This is a genomic window from Streptomyces sp. NPDC030814 (assembly GCF_055572155.1).
Map to the genome: position 1 here is coordinate 173,601 of NZ_JBVIDX010000006.1, position 22,108 is coordinate 195,708.

At 68.9% G+C, this 22,108-nt stretch carries 22 protein-coding genes; 15 read left to right on the top strand and 7 right to left on the bottom strand.

All coding sequences use genetic code 11. From position 1 onward, the window contains the following. Window positions 1-129 precede the first annotated feature (129 nt). The 4 genes from ACZ43N_RS15565 to ACZ43N_RS15580 all read left to right on the top strand — a co-directional run bounded on the left by ACZ43N_RS15565 (window position 130) and on the right by ACZ43N_RS15580 (window position 4,094). Window positions 130-819, top strand: a complete 690-nt coding sequence (locus ACZ43N_RS15565) for a DUF488 family protein, N3 subclade (protein WP_468097887.1) — start codon at window positions 130-132, stop codon at window positions 817-819. Between the two features lie 88 nt (window positions 820-907). Further along, entirely contained in the window at window positions 908-1,741 is an 834-nt protein-coding gene (locus ACZ43N_RS15570; RefSeq protein ID WP_468097889.1) for a hypothetical protein, read from the top strand. Between the two features lie 436 nt (window positions 1,742-2,177). Beyond that, the gene (locus tag ACZ43N_RS15575; RefSeq protein WP_468097890.1) at window positions 2,178-2,897 is read left to right on the top strand and encodes a hypothetical protein; all 720 of its coding nucleotides are present in this window, start codon (window positions 2,178-2,180) and stop codon (window positions 2,895-2,897) included. A 420-nt stretch (window positions 2,898-3,317) separates the two neighbouring features. Next, a complete protein-coding gene (locus tag ACZ43N_RS15580) occupies window positions 3,318-4,094 on the top strand; it encodes a hypothetical protein (protein ID WP_468097891.1) in 777 nt (258 codons plus the stop codon). A 106-nt stretch (window positions 4,095-4,200) separates the two neighbouring features. Here ACZ43N_RS15580 and ACZ43N_RS15585 read toward each other — a convergent pair whose 3' ends face one another. The 5 genes from ACZ43N_RS15585 to ACZ43N_RS15605 all read right to left on the bottom strand — a co-directional run bounded on the left by ACZ43N_RS15585 (window position 4,201) and on the right by ACZ43N_RS15605 (window position 7,676). Then, the gene (locus ACZ43N_RS15585; RefSeq protein WP_358333120.1) at window positions 4,201-4,653 is read right to left on the bottom strand and encodes a DUF5615 family PIN-like protein; all 453 of its coding nucleotides are present in this window, start codon (window positions 4,651-4,653) and stop codon (window positions 4,201-4,203) included. Beyond that, window positions 4,650-5,291, bottom strand: a complete 642-nt coding sequence (locus ACZ43N_RS15590; RefSeq protein ID WP_468097892.1) for a DUF433 domain-containing protein — start codon at window positions 5,289-5,291, stop codon at window positions 4,650-4,652. The genes ACZ43N_RS15585 and ACZ43N_RS15590 overlap by 4 nt, the downstream gene beginning before the upstream one ends. Before the next feature lie 119 nt (window positions 5,292-5,410). Beyond that, window positions 5,411-6,928 (bottom strand): LacI family DNA-binding transcriptional regulator, encoded by a 1,518-nt coding sequence (locus tag ACZ43N_RS15595; RefSeq protein ID WP_468098164.1) that lies wholly within the window; start codon window positions 6,926-6,928, stop codon window positions 5,411-5,413. A 39-nt stretch (window positions 6,929-6,967) separates the two neighbouring features. Further along, on the bottom strand, window positions 6,968-7,345 hold the full coding sequence (locus ACZ43N_RS15600; RefSeq protein WP_236578603.1) for a helix-turn-helix domain-containing protein: 378 nt from the start codon (window positions 7,343-7,345) through the stop codon (window positions 6,968-6,970). Between the two features lie 73 nt (window positions 7,346-7,418). Beyond that, entirely contained in the window at window positions 7,419-7,676 is a 258-nt protein-coding gene (locus ACZ43N_RS15605; RefSeq protein ID WP_468097893.1) for a helix-turn-helix domain-containing protein, read from the bottom strand. A gap of 503 nt (window positions 7,677-8,179) precedes the next feature. On the opposite strand from ACZ43N_RS15605, the gene ACZ43N_RS15610 reads away from it, so the two are divergent. The 7 genes from ACZ43N_RS15610 to ACZ43N_RS15640 all read left to right on the top strand — a co-directional run bounded on the left by ACZ43N_RS15610 (window position 8,180) and on the right by ACZ43N_RS15640 (window position 14,830). Further along, window positions 8,180-9,121, top strand: a complete 942-nt coding sequence (locus ACZ43N_RS15610; RefSeq protein ID WP_468097894.1) for a hypothetical protein — start codon at window positions 8,180-8,182, stop codon at window positions 9,119-9,121. After that, the gene (locus ACZ43N_RS15615; RefSeq protein WP_468098166.1) at window positions 9,118-9,816 is read left to right on the top strand and encodes an ATP-binding protein; all 699 of its coding nucleotides are present in this window, start codon (window positions 9,118-9,120) and stop codon (window positions 9,814-9,816) included. The genes ACZ43N_RS15610 and ACZ43N_RS15615 overlap by 4 nt, the downstream gene beginning before the upstream one ends. A gap of 228 nt (window positions 9,817-10,044) precedes the next feature. Then, window positions 10,045-11,334 carry a hypothetical protein gene (locus ACZ43N_RS15620; protein ID WP_468097896.1) on the top strand — a complete coding sequence of 430 codons (1,290 nt, stop codon included), beginning with the start codon at window positions 10,045-10,047 and terminating at the stop codon, window positions 11,332-11,334. A gap of 228 nt (window positions 11,335-11,562) precedes the next feature. Next, on the top strand, window positions 11,563-12,033 hold the full coding sequence (locus tag ACZ43N_RS15625) for a MobC family plasmid mobilization relaxosome protein (protein ID WP_467208691.1): 471 nt from the start codon (window positions 11,563-11,565) through the stop codon (window positions 12,031-12,033). Continuing rightward, entirely contained in the window at window positions 12,030-13,751 is a 1,722-nt protein-coding gene (locus ACZ43N_RS15630) for a relaxase/mobilization nuclease domain-containing protein (RefSeq protein ID WP_468097897.1), read from the top strand. Before ACZ43N_RS15625 ends, ACZ43N_RS15630 begins: the two co-directional genes overlap by 4 nt. A gap of 218 nt (window positions 13,752-13,969) precedes the next feature. After that, on the top strand, window positions 13,970-14,317 hold the full coding sequence (locus tag ACZ43N_RS15635) for a recombinase family protein (RefSeq protein ID WP_201301871.1): 348 nt from the start codon (window positions 13,970-13,972) through the stop codon (window positions 14,315-14,317). Window positions 14,318-14,395: 78 nt separating this feature from the next. Beyond that, complete coding sequence (locus tag ACZ43N_RS15640) at window positions 14,396-14,830, top strand: hypothetical protein (RefSeq protein WP_468097899.1); 435 nt, start codon at window positions 14,396-14,398, stop codon at window positions 14,828-14,830. A 129-nt stretch (window positions 14,831-14,959) separates the two neighbouring features. Here ACZ43N_RS15640 and ACZ43N_RS15645 read toward each other — a convergent pair whose 3' ends face one another. Together ACZ43N_RS15645 and ACZ43N_RS15650 are read right to left on the bottom strand one after the other, a co-directional pair. Next, on the bottom strand, window positions 14,960-15,268 hold the full coding sequence (locus tag ACZ43N_RS15645; protein WP_468097900.1) for a hypothetical protein: 309 nt from the start codon (window positions 15,266-15,268) through the stop codon (window positions 14,960-14,962). 269 nt (window positions 15,269-15,537) lie between these two features. Next, window positions 15,538-16,287 (bottom strand): SPDY domain-containing protein, encoded by a 750-nt coding sequence (locus tag ACZ43N_RS15650; RefSeq protein WP_468097902.1) that lies wholly within the window; start codon window positions 16,285-16,287, stop codon window positions 15,538-15,540. A 534-nt stretch (window positions 16,288-16,821) separates the two neighbouring features. On the opposite strand from ACZ43N_RS15650, the gene haaT reads away from it, so the two are divergent. The 4 genes from haaT (at window position 16,822) to haaN (ending at window position 21,664) form a co-directional block, all read left to right on the top strand. Continuing rightward, window positions 16,822-19,587: a cyclophane-containing RiPP biosynthesis TPR protein HaaT gene (haaT, locus tag ACZ43N_RS15655; protein WP_468097903.1), complete on the top strand. Its 2,766-nt coding sequence runs from the start codon at window positions 16,822-16,824 to the stop codon at window positions 19,585-19,587. Between the two features lie 127 nt (window positions 19,588-19,714). Further along, window positions 19,715-19,918 carry a HaaA family cyclophane-containing RiPP peptide gene (haaA, locus tag ACZ43N_RS15660; protein WP_468097905.1) on the top strand — a complete coding sequence of 68 codons (204 nt, stop codon included), beginning with the start codon at window positions 19,715-19,717 and terminating at the stop codon, window positions 19,916-19,918. A 13-nt stretch (window positions 19,919-19,931) separates the two neighbouring features. Further along, window positions 19,932-21,092 carry an FxsB family cyclophane-forming radical SAM/SPASM peptide maturase gene (locus tag ACZ43N_RS15665; protein ID WP_468097907.1) on the top strand — a complete coding sequence of 387 codons (1,161 nt, stop codon included), beginning with the start codon at window positions 19,932-19,934 and terminating at the stop codon, window positions 21,090-21,092. 92 nt (window positions 21,093-21,184) lie between these two features. Beyond that, window positions 21,185-21,664 (top strand): cyclophane-containing RiPP N-acetyltransferase HaaN, encoded by a 480-nt coding sequence (haaN, locus tag ACZ43N_RS15670; RefSeq protein ID WP_192229360.1) that lies wholly within the window; start codon window positions 21,185-21,187, stop codon window positions 21,662-21,664. The last annotated feature ends 444 nt before the right edge of the window (window positions 21,665-22,108 follow it).

A 22,108-nucleotide genomic window follows, 5' to 3' on the forward strand; every position in this document is an offset into this window, starting at 1 on the left:
CAGTCTCCAGTGCCGCAGGAAGAGCGGTGCCTACGCGCCCCTCGGACCTGCGCGTTCGCGAATCCAGGGCTCGTAGCTGACCAGGAACACCGCGGCGGGCCGCCCCAACGGTCGTTAGGAACACCGCACATGGCAGGTCATCGCTCAGCGCCTCCCCACGACCACGCCCGTGCGCTCGCCCAGAGGGTACGGGCGTTGCGGGAGGACCGGGGGTGGACGCGGGAACGGCTGGCCAAGGAAGCAGGCATCGCCGTCGGAACGCTGGGCCCTCTGGAGAGCGAGGGAGCTATCCAGCCAGGTTTCTTCACCGTCGGCGCAGTGGCCGAGGCTCTTGCGGTCTCGCTCGATGATCTGTTCCGGGCGGCCCAGGTCCCGCCCGTCACGCACGGTCTCTGGTCGGCCGGATACGAAGGGCGGGACATCGACTCGTTCGTCGCCTCGCTTGTCGAGAACCGCATCGGTGTCGTGGCGGATGTTCGGCTCACCCCGATCAGCCGCAAGAAGGGCTTCAGCAAGACCCGCCTCGGGGAGGCTCTGGCCGAAGCCGGCATCGAGTACACGCACCTGCGCGGCCTGGGCAATCCGAAGGACAATCGGGAGCCTTTCTGGGACGGCCGCGTCGAAGTGGGACGGGCGCGTTTCCGTGGCCTGCTTCGGTCCGAGGAGGCCCAGGCCGACCTTGACCGCCTCGTAGAGCACGCCCGAGCGTCGCGGGTCGCGGTGCTGTGCTTCGAGAAGGACGAGAGCCGCTGTCACCGGCAGGTCGTCCTGGAGACGGTCCGCAGCCGGGTCTCAGTGCCGGTGAATCCCTTGGCCTGACTTCGTCCCCGGCTTTCGCACGTGCCCTTGCCAGCGGTGCATGCCTCTCTTCCAATCAGATCGGGGAGATCGATGGAGGGGGCACACCATGGCGTCGTCGGCATTCGCGAAACGGCAGCGCGCACGGATCATGATCACGGTCAAGACGTATCCGGAGCTGTCCAACAAGTACCGCGAGACCAGCTGTGTGGCCGGCATACGCCTGGACCAGGGCGAGCCGCAGCACGTCCGGCTCTTCCCGGTACCCTTCCGGCTTCTGAGCGAGGACGCCCAGTTCTCCAAGTACTCAATCATCGAAGTCGACGTCGGACCGCATCGTCCGGAGCGGGACTCCCGCCCGGAGAGTCTCCGGCCCGACCTCGACACATTGGAGATCGTGGGTGAGGTACCGTCCGACGGCGGCTGGAAGAAGCGGTATCGGTATGTGGAGCCGCTGGTTGCCCCGTCGCTCTGCGCCATCAAGCGGGATCAGGAGGAGCGAGGAACCTCCCTCGGCGTCTTCCGCCCAGCCGAGATCACCCGTTTCCGGCTGGAGCCCGCCGAGCCTTGGTCCGTCTCCAAGGCCGCGCTGGCCAACCAACTCGACTTGTTCGAGCAGGAACTGAATCCGCTGGAGTGGGTGCCGCTCGACTTCCGCTACAGCTTCCGCTGCGCCGACGACGACTGTCCGACCCACGACATGGGGCTGAAGGACTGGGAGGCCGGCCAGTCGTACCGCAAGTTCCGGCGCAAGTACGGCGAGCGCGGGGTCCGTGAGGCACTGCGCGAGGTTTGGTACGACCGGATGTGCGCCCCGAACCGGGCCGTCCACTTCTTCGTCGGCAACATCGCGGCCCATCCCAAGACCTTCATGCTGCTGGCCGTCTTCTACCCGGAGTGGAAGGTCGTCGAGTACGTGCAGGACAGTCTGTTCGGTGAGTGACGCGCTCCTGCTGGAGATTCAGGCGGACTTGCTGTGCTGCGGCGCGTCGCTCACTTCTGACGCCTCCGCCTCTGGGGCGAGCCGACCTGGACAAAGCAGCCTTACACCCCAACGGAACCTGCGGGCTCTGGCCTGCGGCGAAGTCCCGCTCACCCATGACGGGCTGAACCAGCTCACTCACGGAGGAACCTGGCGCCACTATGGCCCTGGCGACCTCTTACGGTGACCAAGAGCCCTCAATAGCCGAGGTCGTCAGTTCTGCTCTCCTGGCCGCTACCCGGCAACTTTGCTCCGCCGGAACCGTCGAGCGCGGCCACCACTCCCCGCACAGAAACGCGATGGGGGTAGATCTTTTCACGCCGGACCCCGCGTTGGTATATCTGGGTGGCAGTAGGGGGTGGCTGGCCACTTCCGCCGTGCCGGAAGGTCGGGCATCTTGAATACCGCACCCATATGCGGTTACTGCCGCCAGATCGTCGAACTCCGGAGCGGGATCATCATCCCGCATTGGAGAGAGGATTTCTCTTCTTCCCTGTGTCCTGCGTCCTACCGCGAGTCCACCCATGTCCGCTGGCTGAGGGGCGAAGAGTTAGAGCACTACCAGGTCAACCGGGCGAGGAAGGCCAACCGCCGCCGCCAGCAGCTTCGGGCCACCCACGACGCTGCCCGCCGCGCCATGAACCCCTACGACGACGACCCGGTTCCAGCGCCGGAATTGCTCCCCATGCACGAAGGTCGCCGCTATGTGGCCGTCATGCTTCCCGGCTCAGGCCCGGCGGATGTGTGGCTTCCGGGCAAGACCCGAGGGGAACAGCGGCGCTTCATCGGCCGCTTCCTGCCGAGCACACACGGCCTCAGGTGGAACGAGAAGCGGGGCTGCTGGAGTGTGCCTACCCGTCACTTCCTCGAGCTGGCTCGCCACCTGCTGCGCTATGACCAGGTGATCATGCTTGGGCGTGAGTTCAACCCGATCGAGAAGTGCAACGGGGCCTGCCGTCACGCAGCAGGCCCCGACTGCCAGTGCTCATGCCGGGCGAAGTATCACGGTCAAGGGCAATGGAAGGCAGGATGGATCGAAGTGAACGAGTTCGACACCGACTACCACGGGGACTCCTGGCACTGGACCATCTTCAGCCGCGATACCGACAGGCGATAACACCTCGATCAGAAGCCCGAAGCACCTGGCGAAAAGCCCACACCACAGGTGCACCGCAGCAATCCGCCATTTCGTCCTCTAGGCCCCAGCTGCGGTGGTCGCCAGAGGCTCGGCCACAAACGACGACACCACCGCCCGGCTCGCAGAAGAGGCCGGAGGAGCCTGGCGGTGCTATGGCCCAGGCAACCGCCGACTACTACAAGCACATCCTCGACCACCCCACGGACGACACTATCGAAGACCACCTCACCAGGCATGAAACAACCGCCCCATCACCGAACGCTACGGCCTCGACCTCGCCTACACCCGCGAACCTGAACCCCTCGAACAAGACGACCTCTGCAATCCGTAGGTACCTGTGCGACAGCCGCCTCGAAAGACCCGCCTCGATGTCTGCGAACGCTGGCATGATGCGCGCTCATGGGAACGAGAGACGACAGTGACGAGGCGTACGTAGTCGGCTTGTGCAACCAGGTGCTCGGCGAGACCGCACTGACCCAGCACAAGTTCGACTGGCTGCAGGGCGACCCCGGGACGGGCGGCCGACGTGCCAAACTGCCGGTCGACGCCTACTGGCCCGGCCACCAACTCGTGGTCGAGTACAGGGAACTCCAGCACGACCAGCCCATGCCCCACTTCGACAAGCCCGACAGGCTCACTGTCAGCGGCGTCCACCGGGGCGAGCAGCGGGCGCTGTACGACGCCCGGCGCGACACGGAGATTCCCGCGCACGGACTGCGGCTGATCGTGATCCGGCCGGCCGACCTCGATGCGGACGGTCGCGGACGACTGCGCCGTAACCAGGAGACGGACCTGGCCGCGCTGAAGAGGATCCTGGCACGCCACAGCGACGAGGACCGGGTCACCGACGCCTTCCGTACGTGGCTTCTTGCCCAGGGCTGGACACCGGTTAATCCCACCGACCGTTGGACCGATCTCGAAGCCGTGCGCGGCGATGAGCGGCTGATCTGCGAAGCCAAAGGCCGCACCAGTGAGAAGGGAATCGACGCCGACATAGCCTACGGACAGTTGCTGCGGCGGATGACGAGCCAGGAACCCCACACGCGATACGCGCTGGTGGTGCCGTCCTCATCCGTGAAGGCCGTCGAGCGCGTTCCGGCGCATGTTCGCAAGCTGTTGCGCATCGACGTGTACGAGGTGACGGACGACGACGTGGTACGCCGACCGTCGGCATAGAGGGGTCCCCGTCCCAGACCGCTGCGCCCCAGTGCAAGACGGTCAGCCGCAAGACAGCCAGTTCGGTGACGGATTCGCGACGCTGACGCCGTCGGGCGCCCCGAGCTCAGGACGTGGGCCAGTGCTTCGGCGGGGATGCCTTCGGGTCAGTGATCTGCAGACGGTTGTGGCGCGAAGGGTCGACGGCCGTGAGGGACACCAGCCGCTGCCCATCGGCCCCTTCGAGTTCGGCAAGGGCGTGCGGCAGTGCGGCACACACGGTGGCTATCGCGGTGCCGAGGCCGACCAGGCCGCCGTGCTTGTTGTTCTGGCGGTACTGGATGCGGTGGAGTCCCGACCGCGCAATCGCCTCGACTTCCATGGGCCGGTTCAGTTGCTTGGCGTCATTGGTGATGATCGCCTGGAAGCCCTCCGTCTTGGCCTTCGCGTACAGTTCGATGTCCTTCGTGCCGGCCCAACCGTCCAGCTCATGGACGTGCATCACGTCGTGCGCGGTGAGGAGAATGCGCACGATCTCTGCCATGGGCCTGGGGACGTTCTCGTCGAGCAGCAGCTTCAAGCGACAACCTGCCGAGAGCCATCGACGTAGCTGTCCACGTAGTCGCTGAAATCGACCGCGTCGCGTGCAGCGGCAGCACTGACTCCTGGGTAGAAGTCGCTAACCCGGTCCGGGGGGACACCATCCCTCACCAGGGCAGCCACCTCAGCCGCCGGGATCCGTGTCCCTTCGATGACCGGCTCACCGCCACGCACCGCGGAGTCGACGGCGACGTGGTCGCGCGGCTTCAGCAGGTCCGGAATGTGGCGGCCGTCCTTGTAGAAGGGCGCGAGCACGTCCACCAACTGGTGGATGACCACGTTCCCGCCTCTGATCAGATCGACTGCTTGCTCGGGCTCCGCCAGATAGATCGTGTCCGGCCCCGCGACGAGAGCGTAGGCGGACAGGTGCTCTCGCTCCCCCAGGTCCTCCCGGAGCGTGTCCACGGCCCTGCGGATCTTCTGCAGCGACGTCTCCTTGCGAAGCTTCACGCAGGCCCGCAGCGCCACCACGTCGCGGAAGGAATACAGGATCGGGCGTGAGTCGGAGATCTCCGGAATGAGGAGCGCGCCCTTCGTGCCGGAAGCGCGGCGCCAGTGAGAGAGCTGCCGCAGCGTTGCGCCGGAAAGGGCCGCGGCGAGCTTGGGCTCATACGACACCGCGTTCCTCCTCTCCGCCCCCATCGGATCTTTGGTGACCGTACTCCATTCTCGTGCCTTCCGCCGAGATCGGAAAAGACGGGCTCCGTTCGAGGTAATCGGAGCCCGCCTCCCGACCATCAGGCCATCGTCGTGGCACGAGAGCGCAGCAGCCGATCGAGTACGGCGACCGGCGAGCGCGGGTACAGGCTCCGACGGACATCGAGCGCTGCTTCCCACTGCACGGTCAGGCCGACCTTGAGACGCTCACGCATGCCGGGGGTCACGTGGGCGTAGCGCGCTGAGACCGAGCCGTCGATGTGGCCCATGCGCTCGTCCATCAGCACCTTCTCGGTGCCGAGGTCCTCCAGGTGCGTGCGGTGGGAGTGGCGCAGGCCATGCGGGGTGAGCCCCCTGGCGACGGGCAGCCAGCAGGCGTCGGCCCGGCCTTGGGCGTTGCGGCCACGGACCGGGATGCCGGGCCAGGGCTCGCCGAGTAGCGGGACCGGGCGGGCCTCCTGAGGTGCCTTCTTCGGGTACCAGCCGGAGGTGGCAGGCGCGAACAGCCACGTGGCGAAGCCGTTGCGGCGCCAATGAGCGGCGTTCTCCGTCGGGATGCCGCCGCGGACAAAGTTCAGCCCGGCGACGGCGAGTTCGACGCGGGCGCGGGTGTCCTCCCGTACGCGTTCGGGGTGGTTGAGGACGTTGGACACGGTGCCGGTGGAGACGCCTGCACGGCGGGCGACGTCCACGAGCTTGGCACCGGTGTGTCCGCCGGTGCGGGCGGTGCCCTGGCCCCGGAAGACATAACGCTTTCCGTGGCAGGGGCACGGCGTCGGTTTCGTACGGGCGATGTGGTCGGCGACCAGGGCCGACAGCCAGTCCATCGCGTCGATGGTGCGGTAGCTGTCGTCCTTGGGCGGGCAGCGGGTCAGCTCGCCCGAGTCCAGTTCATACAGCTGGTGTTCCACGCGTATAGCGCCGGGCCGGGCGAACTCGGTCTCCAGGCCGACGATTTCGCCCCACCGCATCCCCGTGTAGCCCTTGAGGATGACGGCGACGAACTCGTCGTCGCGGCCGGACAGCAGGGCTGCGCGTTCGGCGATGAGGAGCAGACCGAGCGGGTCGGTGATCACCTTCTCGGGCCCGCGGTCGCGGGAGCGGCCGGCGCGTTTGCCGCGCCCGCGCCGCTTCGCTGCGGGGTTGGAGGCGATGAGGCCCTCGTCCACGGCGTCTTCCAGGATGAGGTGGAGCGTCGAGCGCCACGTCTTGACGCTGGATGCCGCGTAGGCGGCCTTCTCGCTCTTCTCCCAGGTGTCCACGTCCGTGCGGAGGATGCCGGCGAGGGCCTTGTCCTCGAACTCGGGGAGCAGGTGCTCCTCTATGTGGCGGCGGTAGTTCTGCATGGTGGACGCGGCCAGGTCCTGGGCGTCGTACCAGCGGCTGGCGTACTCGCCGAAGGTCTCCTGTCCGGCCGCCGGGTCGCGCCAGGTGCCGCGCCGGACCTTGGCCTCTTCCTCGTCCGCGGCCTGCTTGGCCTCCCGCTTGGTGGCGAACTTGAGCACCGCGCCCGTCGGGTCGACGACGGTGCCGTACTTGCCCTCGCTGACCTTGTATCTACCGCGCCAGTAGCTGCCGCGCTTCTCGGCGAAGCCCACGCCTCGCATCCCCTCCTTTCTCGGATGTGCCGGGTAGAGCTACGCGGCAGTGCCGTACTGGGACCTGCGGGGCGGTCGGGCCCTGAGACGTGGGGCGGAGGTCGTGGAGGGCCGCGTCTGCCGAGTCGGACGCGACGGCGCCATAGCCGACTCCGGCGGACTGGCCGGTGACGGCGTCCTCTGGGCTCTCTGTCGCGCCGGCTCCTCGTGGATGCGGATGATCTCGGCGAGGTGATCCGCGGTGAATCGGTAGGCGCGGCCGACTCGCGTGTGCGGTATCAGGCGCCGGCGCGCGCGGTCCTTGACCCACCAGGCCGAGCAGCCGAGAGTCTCGGCGATCTCCTCGGGGCGGTAGAGACGGGGCAGGGCAGCTTCGCCATCCGTTCGGTGCGGAAGGCGTGCGAGGGCAGGGGGCATCGGGGGGTGGGGCAAGAGGGATGGGTCCTTACTCGGTGGAGGATGCTCGATCAGCGGCGGTGGGTGGCCCGTCTCAGGTGGTGCTCGGTCCCTCCAGCAGCACGAGGGGTGAGACGAGGAGTGCTTCGGCGATCGCGACGAGGTCGTCGACGTCGCAACGCCGCTGGGCACGTTCGATTCGGGACAGCATCGTGTTGGACATCGGACGGCCGAGGGCCGTGATGCGGTCGGCCAACTGACGCTGGGCGAGACCGCGTTCGGTGCGGAGGATTTCGATGGTGTGAGCGGTCCGTATTCCTGCCGGACCCATTTCCAGAGAACGTGCTGCCATAGCTCCAGTTGTAGCGCGCATTCCCCGGTTTGGTTAACCGGCGATCGTCGGCTATGTTGCGCCCGCTTGATAAGCGGGCAGGGGAAATTCCAGTCCCCCACTCTGATGTCGCGCGACCTCACACAGACACCTCGAAGTGCTCCTGACGTGGGGTGTTGTGTTGTAGCTTCGCCGTCGCCAGCGCGTCAACGGCTTCCCGATGTGATGCTTCTGGCTCGGTCGGCAGGGCAACTATTTGGTCAACCGGCGATCGTGCCCTACGGTTTTGGTCCCGCCCGCTACCAGCCTGATTTCCTGCGGCCTTTCTGCCGTGAGAGATTGCGCCGGATCGGGCTGGACTTGCGCAACCTGGGTGTGGCTATGTTGACGACACCCCCGGAAAGCGCAGTCGGTTCGCGGCGCACGCCGCGCCAACGTCCCGACCCCTCCGTTCGAATCCCGCCCCGACCGACGGTGAGCCGTGGTGTCCGCCCACAGGCCGCCGAGTGAGGACCGTCCCGCTCTTGGCACGAATCCGCACCATCAAGCCAGAAGCCTTCGTCTCCGAGTCCCTGGCCACTGTCTCCCTGACCGCGGAGCGCACCTTCCTCGGCCTGCTCACCCAAGCCGACGACCAGGGCCGCCATCGCGACCACGCCGCGATCATCGCGGGCCAGCTGTGGGTCCTGCGCCCGGAGCACACCCCACCCGACGTCGAGACGGACCTCGCCCAGCTCGCCGACGCCGGGCTGATCTGCCGCTACAAGGGGCCGGACGACAAGCGGTACCTGCACATCGTCACCTGGCACCAGCACCAGAAGATCAACCGGCCCAGCAAGAGCCGCCTCCCCGCCTGCCCCCACCACGACACACCGGTCGGCACCGCGCCAGGCGTCGCCACGCCGACTGCGCAGGCCAGCATCACGGAGCCCGCACCGCAGCCTCACGGAACCCTCCGTGAAAGCTCCGGGCAAGTGCGCGAGCCTGCGGTGAATCCCAGCGCCGATGACGAAACCGCAGGTCAGATCGACTTCACGGAACCCTCCGTGAGGGAGCGGGGAGGACTTCGTGAGGCAGCAGTGACGCCTCACGGTCCGGATCTAGGACCTAGGATCATGGATCTAGGAGATACCCCTTCGGGGGGCGCGAGCGCCCCCGCACCCGGCACCGTCTCGGCCCAGCAGCTCATCGCCGAGTACGCCGCCGCCTGCGCCCACCGTCCGCCCAAGGACGTCCTGGGCCACCTCGGCCGGGAGGTGCGCAAGCTCGTCGACGAGGGCATCGCCTCCGTCCACATCCGGGCCGGACTCGAACGGCACCGCGCCAAGGGTCTGCACCCCAGCACCCTGCCGAGCCTCGTCCACGAGGTCATGAACGCGACCCCTGCCACGCCAACCGCGCTGGCTGTCCACAGGGCGTGGACAAACCCCACCGACATTGAAGCCGCCTTCGGAGGCGACCTCTGACCGCCACCCTCACCCGCGAGCCTCACCGGGTCGGCCCGCTCTCCGACCGGCTCAACGGCATCTTGGCCAGCCGCGGCATCGACCCTGGTGTCACAGCCGAGGAACCGCCAACGGAACCTGTCACGGCCCTGGAGGTGGCGGACGCCCGTATCCCCGCCCGCTACCGCCGGGCCCTGGCCGACCAGCCGCAGGTCACCGCCTGGGCTGACGAGATCGCCCGCGCCGGACGCCCTGGTCCCGGTGGACCCGGCATCGCCGAAGGCCCGTCGCTGCTGATCGCCGGCCCCACCGGCACCGGCAAGACATATCAGGCGTACGGCGCCGTCCGCGGCCTCCTCAGCCGTGGCGTCCGCCTGCGCTGGGAAGCGACCACCACCGCCGACCTGCACGCGCGCATCCGTCCGCGTGCCGGCCACGACGCCGAACGCGACCTGCAGACCCTGGCCCGCTGTCCGCTGCTGCTCCTGGACGACCTCGGTGCAGCCAAGACCAGCGAGTGGACTGAAGAGCTGACCTACCGGCTGATCAACCACCGGTACGAGCACATGCTCCCCACCCTCATCACCACCAACCTCCCCACCGCCGAGCTACGCACGACCCTCGGCGACCGCGTCGCTTCCCGCCTCGCCGAGATGACCGAACGCGTTGTCCTCACCGGCCCCGACCGGCGACGCCACACCGCGGCCACCGCCTGACCGGCCATCCCAGCCGCCTCCCCCCCTGCCCTACCTCGCTGCACCGCTCGCGCTCACACCTGCCCTGGCCCGCGCAGACTCCTCGCGCAGGCGCGCTCAGCACTCCGCCGCGTTCGCCCTCCTGTTCCCTCTGCACCTTGGAGATCCACCCTGCTTCCTCTCCCCTTCGCGCACCTGGCTGCCCAGAGCAGCGGCACGCTCCTGCCGGACTGGGCCACCTCCCCCGCGATGACCGTGGCGCTCCTCGTCCTGCTCGTGTTGTCCGCCCTGTTCGCCGGATGGACGATCCGCCAGCAGCACCGCCGGCCGTCCGCCACCAACCGCCGGCGCGGGACCATCGCCGTGCCCGTCGCGGCCATGGCCGCGATCGGCTGCACTGCCTACAGCGCGGACACCAGCTGGCGGTTCGCCGCCGACTACCTCGATATGGGCGGCACCACCGAGCGTGTCGCGATGTTCGCCGCCGCCGAGCTCGCCCTGTTCGCCACCGCGCTGATGGCACGCCAGAACCTCAACGGCCCGAAGCAGGCACCCGGCACGCCCGGAACCCTCACCTGGGTCATCACCGCCGTCCAGATCCTGCCCGCCTACGCCGAGTCCGGGCTGCTCGGCGGCACAGTACGAGCCTTTGTCGGCCCCGTCCTGGCCGCGATTCTCTGGCACCTGGCCATGGGCATCGAACTGCGCCACCGCACCCCCGACGCCACGTCACGCAGCCTGGCCGCCATCCTCATCCGCCAGGCACGCGAACGCCTGCTCGCCCGACTCGGCATCGCCGACCAGGACGCCGATGCCGCCCGACTCATCCGCGAGCGCGCGCTGACCGAAGCCGTCGCCCTGATCCTGCGCGCCGAGTCGATGACCGACAAGAAGCGCGGCAAACGGCGGCGACGACGCCTGACAGAGCGCCTGCACCAGGCTCTGGAGCGGGCCGATGTCGACGGCGATCCGTTCCAGGACGAGCTGCTGCTGCGCAAGCTCGCCACGCGCAGGCAGGCCCTCGGCCTCGCCTCACTCACACTGCCGCCGCGCTGGCAGGCCCCGGCCTCGTATACCGCCCGCGAATCCGGGCAGAGCCGCCAGGGCTCCGCCCGCCCGGCGTCAGTGCCACGGGCAGAGCAGAACGCTTCCCGCCCCCACCCATCAGACCCGGGCGACGACGAGGTGCCTCCGGCTGCCCACCCGCGGCCTGCCCGTTCGGCGCCAGGGCTGCCCGCCCGGGCAGACACCGAAGACAGCCCGCCGCTCACGGGCAACACCTCGGGCAGCGCTCCGGGCAGGCGCGAGCGGAAACCGGCTGCCCGGAAGAAGCGCGACGACGGCAAACCTCGCGCCTCCGACGAGGCCATCCTCAGATACACCCGCCACATGTACGAGGAGACCGGCAGCGTCGGACGCGACCGGGTGGAGGACGCCCTGCGCGCCGCCAGCTACACCGTCTCCAGTGACGACGTCGGACGAGTCGTCCGTGACTTCAAGGCCCAGGTCAAGGCCGAAGCCGACGCTCCACCCCGGTGATCCCCGCAGCACCAACGCTCCCCACCACGCCCCGACACGGAAGGCCCCATGTACTCTCCGCACGACCCAGACCCCACCACCCACGAGGACTCCCTGCCGATCACCCCTGCCCCAGGCGGAGCAAGCAATGGCGATGGACCGTCCATAGGCCGGTCCATCGCGAACACCTCCGCCCCGGGGGTGGCGGAGGAGCAGCTCCGGCACGAGGGCGTGCCAGAGCAGGAGTGGGTGAGCGCCGGCGAACAACCGACCGGTCTCGTCACGGGGGCCAAGCAGCGTACGCCACACCGCCGCGCGAACCTCGACGCGCAGCGTTCCGAGCACGTCACCGCCCGCTTTGCGCCACATGAGAAGCACGACATCCAGTCGGCGGCGAAAGCCGAGCACGTGACCATGGCGCGATACATCGCCGACGCCACCATGGCCCGCGTCCGCGGTGAGATCACCGTCGCCGCCCCTCGCACTGTCTACGACGATGCGGTCGACGAGCTCGCCACCCAGCGGGCGCAGATCGCCCGGATCGGCAACAACGTCAACCAGATCGCCCGCCGCCTCAACTCGGGCGGCGATCCACACCCTGTGGACGCCGCGATCCTTCAACGAGCGGAGCGCCTGCTCGCCACCGCCCATGACACGGTCCGGGCGATCGACGACGCGGCTTTCCGGGCAGCCGGGCAGAAGGCGGGCGGCCTGAGTTGATCGCGAACATCGTCAAGCCGGGCAACAACACCTACGGCGTCCTGGCGTACCTCTTCGACAAGGGCCGCGCCAACGAACACACCGACCAGCACATCGTCGCTTCCTGGGATGACTTCGTTCCTGATCCCGGCCCGTATGACAGCCCCGGGCACAAGCAGCGGCTCGGCCAGCTCACCAAGGCCCTGGATCTGCGGGTCGAGCAGGCCGGCGACAAGGCACCCGAGGGGCACGTGTGGCACTGCTCGGTGCGCGCCGCGCCCGAGGACCGCATTCTGACCGATGACGAGTGGGCGACGATCGCCAAGCGCATGGTCCATGCGACCGGCATCGCTCCGGAGGACGATCCGGACGGTTGCCGGTGGGTGGCCGTGCGTCACGCGGACGACCACATCCACATCGTCGCCACCAAAGTCCGCGGCGATCTGCGCCCGCCGCGGAACTGGAACGACTACCACCGCGCCATGGCCGAACTCGCCGGGATCGAGAAGGACTTCGGCCCCACCCGGGTTCCGCGCGGCCCCGAAGCCGCCACCGGCACTCCGGCGGCGAAGCGCCCCACCCGCGCCGAGCAGGAGAAGGCCAAACGGCTGGGCCACAACAAGACGGCGCGCGAGCGGCTGCGGCACACCGTGCGCACCGCGCTCTCCCACGCGAAGGACCTGGACGAGTTCTTCAACCTGCTCGCCGACGCCGGCCTTCAAGTCGAAACGCGCACTCTGCCCTCTGGCGACCTCGGCGGCTACAAGGTCGCTTTGCCTGACGACGGCACACCCATCTGGTACTCCGGCTCCAGCCTCGCCACCGACCTGTCCCTCCCGCAGATCCAGCAGCGTCTGGCCGCCACCGAAGCGCACACCGCCACGGCAGCCTCACCAGCCGGCCACTACCGCCGCAGCCCTTGGCACCAGGCCACCGCGGCTGCAGAACGTATCCCCCACCACCTTGATCACGCCGACGACAGCGCTGCACAAGCCCACCTGACCGTCTTCAGCGAAGTCCTCTACGCCTTGCCCGCCCACGCCCCCGTCCATCTCAAGGCCGAACTCCACCGCGCCGCCGTCGCCTTCGAGCACGCCGCCCACACCCGTGCCCGCGCCGATCACCAGCACGCCCGCGCCCTGCGCGGCGCTCTGAAGGCCATGCGCTACCAGCCCGCGGACCACACCGGCCTTGCCATGCTCCTGGACGCCGCCATCCTCGTCGTCCTCGCAGCCCAGCGCCGCAGCGCGCTGCACCACCACGACCGGCAGGTGGCCGCCGCCCGGCAAACGCTCATCCATCTCCAGGCCGCCTACGACCAGATCGCCCCCACCAGCCTCGCCGTACTCGCCGGGCGCCGGCCTTCCGACGGCACCGTCCACCGGTACGCCCGCACCCTGCACGAGGTCCTGCCCTCCCACTCCGGGCAGATCCTCACCGAGGCTGCCTGGCCCGCACTCACAGCCGCCCTCGCCGCCGCCGAAGCCGCAGGCCACAACCCCGCAACCGTCCTCCGACAAGCAGCCCAGCAACGCTCCTTGAGCGACGCCAAATCGGCATCCGAAGTTCTCGTCTGGCGCATCCAACGCCTCGGCGACCGGCACGCCCCCGGCCCAGGTGCACGAGCCGCACAAGCCCGTAGCTCTCACATCCCCCACGTCCTGTCCACAGCGCGGGCCACCGCCGCGACACCCCCAACATCCACGCCACCGACACCGGGCACTCACCGGCCGCGGTGAGCACCAGCCCGCTCACACGGCGGCCCCGCACGCCTCGCACCCGCTACCGAGAACCACCGGCGGCGAGCAGGCGCCGCTTGAGGACGTCGTTCTTCGGGACTGTGCCGTACTTGCGGCGACGGGGTCCTTGGCTGCCGCGCGGGCCTGGCGGCCGACGGGGACAACCACCGCCACACCGTCCGCTCGCTTGCCCCGGGGCTGCAGGCGACGGTCCGTACGTGCGCGGCCGTCAGCACGCCGACCGCGCGCAGCCCGGCATCTACCCGCAGGGCGCGGGCAAGGTCCTCTGCGTGGTGTTCGCCGCGATGGCGGAGGTCGAGCGGGAGTTCATCCACGAGCGGACCCTGATCGGCCTGGACACCGCCGCGGCCAACGGCAACCAGGACGGCGGCCCGCCCCCGGCCGTCGACGCCGACATGCTCGCCGTCGCCCTGCGCCGCCGCGACGCCAAGGAGTCCGTCACCGCCATCGCCGAGCACCTTGGAATCTGCCACTCCACCCTTTACCGGACCCTGACCACGTACGACGAAGCGATCGCCACCAGCCGCGAGCCCGACAGCCCATGAACGGCTTTTGCTTGGGGCGATGGGAGTGTGCTGAGGCGTAGGGTGTGCAGGGCAGATTGCGCCTGCCCACTCCGAGCCATGATGGCCCACATCCATCGTGCCGGCGAAGACAAGGTTCCCCGAATGACCTACCGACAGATCACTCCGCCGACCTTGGCGGAGGTGATGCAGCAGCATCCGCAGCTCGGCTCCTTCGGCATCGGGGTCTTCGACTCCTCGCGAAAGACGGCCAAGCAGCGCCAGGCCGAGCTTGCCGCCGACCGCGAAGAGTTGGCCGGTCGCGAGGCCATCGTGATGGAGACGGCCGCATGGCTGTGGGAGAACATCACGGCGATCGAAGCACCTACCGTCAGCAGCTACACCGTGCTGCACGCGATGCAACAGGCAACCAGCAGGTACGTCAAAAATGGCGAGCTCATCGCCGCCGCTCTCATCGCTGGCTACAGCTTCGAGTACGACCAGCCCAACGTGCTATTCGGCATGAGCGACCGGGATCTGAAGGAGATGAATTGAGCGCCTCAGCAAGGATCCTTCCGGCTGTCTGAACAGGCTCAAAGGGACTTGTGAGGGAGTCTTTCGTCGTAGCCGCCATGGTTGATGGCCCTGCCCGCCGTGCTCCCGCCACTGACAGAAGCCGTGTCGTCAGGCACTGACAATCCGATGTCGCCCAACACCCTCTTCGAGAGTGGGGTGGAACCGGTCGACGGGACCGGAGTGGCGGTTGAACCAGGCCACATCCAGGCCGGGCTCCTTCGTCTCGTGGCCCGCCCGGCAGCGCAGCCACACCGAGTCGTCGCGCATGCAGAAGACGATCCAGTCCCGGTACGCACCGCACCCAGGAAACGTACGGACCTCGCCGTCGACGACGAGCGGCTGCAGCCAGCGCATCATCACCCCGGCCACTTCATGGCGCGACGGCACCCGCAACTCCGGCGGCAGGAAATGAGGCACCACCGTTTCCTCTGCGGCAGGGGCCTATGTGATCGGCTCGGGGCAGTCGGGCCGCAGTCGTGCGGACTGCAGCCGCAGGAGCAACTCGTGGCCCGCACGCTGGGCTTCACGGAACGCGCGGTCCTCGCGAGTGCGTCGAAAGAACAAGACTCTCTCCTTCTCTGTCATAGGGCAGGCGCGGGGGACGCTCCTCATACGTCTGGGCGGCTGCAACTCGGGGAGATTCGGTGACGGGCCGCACAACAGCAGCTCCTCTGCGGCAGGTGTTGTCAGCTGCGGCGGACGATAGTGAGCCGCCCCTCCGCGATCTCGGGCACAGTGTGGCGAGGCACCGGGACCGGGGAGGCGAGTGAGGAGGAGAACGCGGCGACCAGGTCATGGGGGACGCTGGCGCTGAAGCTGGCGCACCACAGATACGGCGCACCGGGCACGGGTTCCGCCCACGCCTGCCAACCCACCAAATCCGGTCGCGGGTCGGCGTCCTCGATGAGCGGTGGCAGCATCTCCAGAGAGACGCAGGAGGAGAACCCTGGGTCCGTGGCAGTGGTGCGGGGGCGATCCACGTCGCGGATCCAGCCCCGGACACTCAGCGCGTCGAGGACCGTCTCGGGCTCCTCGAAGCCGACGTCGGGCGCCTCACGGGCGTCGAGCGCCATGAGGAGATCGGCGAGCGCCTCGTAGGAGACGCCGGTGGTGAAATACGCGTTCCACTCCGGCATCGCGGAGCCGGCATGCGCGCGGGCGCTCAGCTGCCAGGCGACGGGCAGACCGCCCAGCTCGAACGGGTAGGCCGCGAGGATCCACTCGGCGCCACGCAGCCCGTCCGGGCTTACGTACAGAAGGGTGTGACGGGAGGTGGGCCACATGCGCCAGCCGAGGTCGGACAGGATGTCGCCGATCCGTTCGGCGAGCACACCGTCGTCGCCGGCCAGATGACGCGGGGTGACCCAGTACACCGGGTCCGGCAAGTCCGGCCGGGAGCGGTCGCTGGAGTGGTGCGGGAGCAGGGGCGCCTCCATGAGCTCGTGGGGTAGAACACTGGCCGTCCAGGACCATCGGCATCACTTCGCTGACCAGGTCTTCCGGCAAGGTGTTGGAGGGTGACATGGTTGTGCGGCTGTTCGCCAGTCGTTTCGGGGTCTTTCCTGTCTGCCTGCGGCGAACTACTGGAAAGATGGACAGGATTGCCCAAAGAGGCGGGCCGCGCCCATCGCAGCTCCGGCGTGTGATCGCCAGCGGCATACGTCGCGGTGGCCCACGACGGACGGCCGTCGATGGCACGCAGCGCGGTCCACGTCCCGCACTTGATCGACTAGCCTGGGAGCCCTGGCCCTGCCGTTGTCGTAGCCGACAGCGCGCCTTGCGGAAGCTGGTGCACCCCATGGCTCAGACGCGCCCTTGACCAAGGTCTACGAGGATTGTTCCGTTAGGGAAGTTGGGGCGTTCTACTCGGGGGTTGCCTTCGTGACCAGGTCGGTTGGCAGTGCGTGGTGTCTCATCAGCGGCACCAGGGGTGAATCGGCCGCTCCCCTGACTGCTGCTGGGGCCTCCGTATGAGACTCCGGCGCGGGATCGCGATCGCCGTCGTCGCCGGAGGCGGCGCTGTGACCACCATGCTGGTCGGGCTCGTCACGAACGCCGTGTCCGATGAGTCGCGGTGGCCGGGCTGGCTGGGGTGGTTACAGGAGCACGCCTGGTTCTCGTTCGTTGTGCTGGGTGTGACGTTGGCGGGGCTGACCGCCCTGCTCGCCGGGCTCTCCGAGACGCGGCCTCCCACCCCTCCGGGCCGACCGGAGGATGGAGCAGGGCCAGGGGCCGCCCAGGTGCTGCGTTCGTTGCCGCGCGACACCGCCGCGTTCACCGACCGTGCCGCGGAGCTGGAGCGGCTGGTGGGCTCGGTGCGGGCCTCACAGGAGCGTGGCGAGGGGCTGCCCGTTCACGTGATCGACGGCATGCCCGGCGTCGGGAAGACCACCTTCGCCGTGCACGCCGGCCACCTGCTCTCGGAGCGGTTCCCCGACGGACAGCTCTTCGTGAATCTCAACGGGCACACGCCGGGGCGTACTCCGGTGCAGGCCGGCGAGGCGCTCGCCTCGCTTCTCGCGGCCGCCGGCGTGCCGACGCAGCAGATTCCCGTCGGTGACGACGTCGGAGCGGTCACGGAGGCCCGGGCCGCCATGTGGCGGAGCAGGCTCGCGGACAAGAAGGCGCTGCTGATTCTCGACAACGCGGCCAGCTACCGACAGTTGGAGCCACTGCTCCCCGGTGGGAGCGGGTGTCTGGTGTTGGTGACCAGTCGCAAGCGGCTGGTGGCGAACGAGGAGGTGGTCATGTCGGTGGACGCACTGCCGCCGGATCACGCGGTCGAACTCCTCGTACGGCTCAGTGGGCGGCCGGCCGATGCTTTCGGCCGGGATGTGGTGGACGAGTTGGTGCGGCTGTGCGGGTGCCTGCCGCTGGGGGTGTCGCTTCTCGCGGCACGGCTGCGGCACCATCCGTCCTGGACCGCCGAGGACCTGCGCGGGCGGCTGGTGGCGGCGCGGGACCGCCTGGGAGAGCTGCGCGCCGGGGAACGCGCCGTCACCGCGACGTTCGATCTGTCCTATCGAGATCTCGCGCCGGAGCGGCAGCGCTTCTTCCGGCGGCTCGGGTTCTTCCCCGGCACCGATCTCGACCCGCACGTCGGTGCGGCTCTGGGCGAGGACTCGGTCGTGGTGGCCCGTCGGCACCTTGAGGCGCTCTACGACGACCACCTGATCGACGAGCAACCGGGGAGTCGCTACCGGCTGCACGATCTCTTGCGCGACTACGCTCGCGGTCTCGCCGCCGAGGGAGACAGCATGGACCATGTACAGGCCGTCCAGCGCGTGTGCACCTACTACCTGGCCGCTCTCGCCGTCGCGAACGGGCACACCGTGCGCAGCGGAGCCGCGGTGCCACCGGCGCCGGACGACGCCTCGCGGGTGGAGACGCCGATCCTGGAGTCGCGGGCGGATGCCCTGAGCTGGCTGGAGACCGAGCGGGCCAACATCCTGGCCTGCGTCCGTCGGGCGAACGGCCTCGCCCTGTACGACCTCGTGGTCCGACTCGCCGCGGCCATGGCGCCGTTCCTGCGCCAGGCCGGCCCCTGGGACCAGGCCATCGCGCTCCATCGGACCGCCGCCGAGGCCGCCCGCCACACCGGCGACCAGCGGGCGCAGGGCGATGCCCTCGCCGAACTCGGTGTCGTACGCCGCTTCATGGCCGCCTACCCACAGGCGATCGATGCCCTCAACGACGCCGTGACGGCGTACGAAGCGGTCGACGACCGGCGCGGCAAGGCGGACGCACTCAACCAGCTCGGCATCGTCTGGTACCTGACCGCGGAGAACGAGGACGCGGCTCGCGCCCAGACCGAGGCACTCGCCCTCTATCGAGAGCTGGGGTACCGGCTCGGGCAGGCGAACGCGCTTGCCGATCTCGGCATGACACACCGGCAGATGAGCCGGTTCGGCGCGGCGGTGGAGGCGCAGAGCGAGGCCCTGGCGATCTACCGAGAACCCGGTGACCGATACGGGGAGGCGAACTCCCTGCGGGACCTGGGTGTCGTGCACTGCCTCATGGGCGCGTACGGCCTGGCCGCGCAGCATCACCAGGAAGCGTTCGACATCTACCTGGAGCTGGACGACCGTGTGCACCAGGCTTACGCGCTGAACGAGTTGGGCGTCGTCCGACGGCTGACCGGAGACATCGAGGGAGCGCGGACGGCACACAGCCAGGCCCTGACGCACTTCACCGAGCTCGGCGAGCGGTTCGGCCGCGCGAACAGCGTCCGCCACCTTGGCGTCGTGGAGCGTGTGACCGGGGATGCGGCAGAGGCGATCCGGCTTCTGGAGGATGCCCTGGGCGCCTATCGCGAGCTCGGCAGCCGTGGGGGTGAGGCCGCCTCGCTGAGCGAGCTGGGCGTGGCGCGCGGCATCGTTGGTGAGCGCGACGGCGCGATCGAGGCGTTCCAGCGCGGTGTGGAGATCCTGAGGGGCCTGGGCGACCGGTGCGGCGAGGCGGAGGCACTGAACCACTGGGGGATGCTGCTGCTCACGTCGGATGAACCGACAGGCGCCCGTCGGCACTTTGGTCAGGCGCTCACGCTCGCGCGGGACATCCGCTGCCCGCTGGAGGAGGCGCGGGCACTGGAGGGCATCGGCCGCTGCGACTGGACGGTTGACGGGCCTGGTCACGGCGTGGACTCGCTGCGAGCCGCCGTGACCGTGTACCGACGGTTGGGAGTGAGCGCGGCCGTGGGCGACATCGAACGGTTGCTGGTGTCGCGGTCCGGCTGACGCCGACCATGTGGCCGAATTTCATGTGCTGGCTGGGTGGTTGAGGATGCTACGTTTCCGGCTGATCTGTCGCTTCAGCCCCGTCGCACCGTGCCGTCTCCGGCACGTACCTCACGAGGAGCGTTGAATGCCGTCACCCGCGTCCGTCACCGAGCCACGCATCATCACGCCCGCTGGCCCGGAGTCTGCGGAGCCGACGGTGGTCGGCACCGCCGTCCTGGACCGCGTGGCCGCCCGTGTCCGGCAGCGGCTGGAGGCCGAGGAGGGCGCGACGGCCCGGGTCGGCGACGGTGCCCACGCGGCCTCGCTCATCTGGCCCTGGCCGCTGTGAGCACGTCCGCTCGATGACAGAACCCGAAGGCCCCGTTCCTTTCCGGACGTTCATCCTCAAGGTCGCCAACCGCTGCAACATCGACTGCGACTACTGCTTCGTCTTCAACTCCAAGGACCAGGCGGCGCGGCGCCTGCCAGCCCGAATGGACCTCGCTGTGGCCCAGGCTGCGGCCCGGCAGATCGGTGAACACGCCTCCGCACACCGCCTTCGGACCATCCACGTCGTCCTGCACGGTGGAGAGCCGCTTCTCGTCGGCGTCGGGCACATGGCCGGTCTGCTGGAGGCCGTCCGGGACGCTGCGCCGGCCGGGACCCGGGTCCTCTTCGAACTCCAGACCAACGGGACTCTCCTTTCCGGTGCCTGGCTGGACCTCTTCGAACAGTACGAGGTCGCGGTCGGCATCAGCCTCGACGGGCCGCCACCTGCGAATGACCGGCACCGGCTGACGCACGCCGGGCGGTCGAGCGCCGCCTCCGCCGTGCGCGGCATCGAACTCCTGCGGTCGCGGCCACACCTGTTCGCGGGACTTCTCGCCGTCGTGGACCTGGCCAACGACCCCATGGAGGTCCACGACTACCTGGCGGCGTTCGAACCGCCCGTGATCGACTTCGGCCTCCCGCACGCGACCCACGACGACCCGCCGCACCGCTCCGACCCGAGCGTGCCCGAGTACGGGCTGTGGATGAGCAAGGTGTACGACGCCTGGCTCGCCCGGCCCGAGTATCGGCACAGCGTCCGGATGCTGGAGGACATCGTGGCCCTCAGCTCTGGCGTGCGCGGCTCGGTGGAGACACTCGGCCTGGCCCCGCCGACGAGCGTCGTGATCGAGTCCGACGGCTCCATCGAGGCCGTGGACACCCTGCGGTCGGTCGAGGAGGGCGCCTCCTGGCTCGGGCTCGACGTCCTCCGCCACTCCTTCGACGAAGCGCTGTCCCACCCGAAGCTGCTGCACCGACAGCACGGCAAAGAGGCGCTCGCCGAGCAGTGCCGCGCCTGCCCACTCGTGGACGTGTGCGGCGGTGGCTACCTCCCGCACCGCTTCAGCGAAGCCCAGGGCTATCGGAACCCATCTGTCTACTGCGCGGACCTGGAGCACATCATCCGACACGTCCAGAACTCCCTCCGGCAGCACGGCTGGAACCCCTACGCGCAGGCCGCCTCGTTGCCGTAGACGCGTGTGCCGTACCGCCAGGAGGGGATCACGCGTTGGAACGAACGAGTGCAGCAGCGACCGAAGCAATCGAGGAAGGACAGGAGGCGCCGATGACCGTGACGATCCGTCCCGCGGAGAAGCGGGACGTCCCGGCCGTGGCCGAGCTGATCGAGGAGATCGAGCGGTTCTACGGGGCGACTGACACAGATATCCAGCCGATCGAGGAGCGCCGCCTCCAGGTGGAAGAAGCCCTCTTCGGCGTGCCACCGCTGGCTTCCGCCCTGCTCGTCGAGGACGAGACCGGGGGCATTGTGGGCCTCGCCGCGTATTCCTTCCTCTGGCCGGCCGCCGGTTCCTCGCACTCCCTGTTCCTGAAAGAGCTCTACGTCCGCGACACCCTGCGTCGGCAGGGCATCGGTGCTCGCCTCATGGACGAACTCCGCGCCTTGGCCGCCGCGCGCCCCGGCTGCAGCCGGGTGGAATGGATGGCCGACCGCGACAACCCAGGCGCACGGGCCTTCTACGAGTCGCGCGGGTTCACCGAGTCCGACGGGAAGATCGTCTACCGGGTCGACTCCAGCAAGGCGTGAGGGTGGTACGAGGCCAGTGGAAGTAGATCGCTGCGACGAGTGCGGCGGCAAGATCGTCATCGGGCTCGGATGTGAGTGTCCGCCGGGCTCGTCGGCGTCGGCGCCCACGCGTTCCGTAGGCACGTTCGTGAAGAGGGAGTGGCGTACTCACCCGGATGACACGATCCTGATCTCCCCGAAGCAGATCGCGCACAGGCCCGGATGGTGCGACCACATGACCGAGGACGACGTACGGCCCCCGCGGTGGGGGTGGATCCCGCATCCTCCACCTGGGCTCTGGGAGCGGTTGAGCAGTGCTTCTCCGGCGACCGCCACCGCGGGCAATCCGAGGCGACGGGCCGTGCGACGGTGCACCGACTGTGAGGCGAACCTCGCCCAGGGCTGACCACCGTGCTCCGACGCCGCGCTGTTCTCGTTTCGGTGGGCACGGCCGCACCTGCCAAC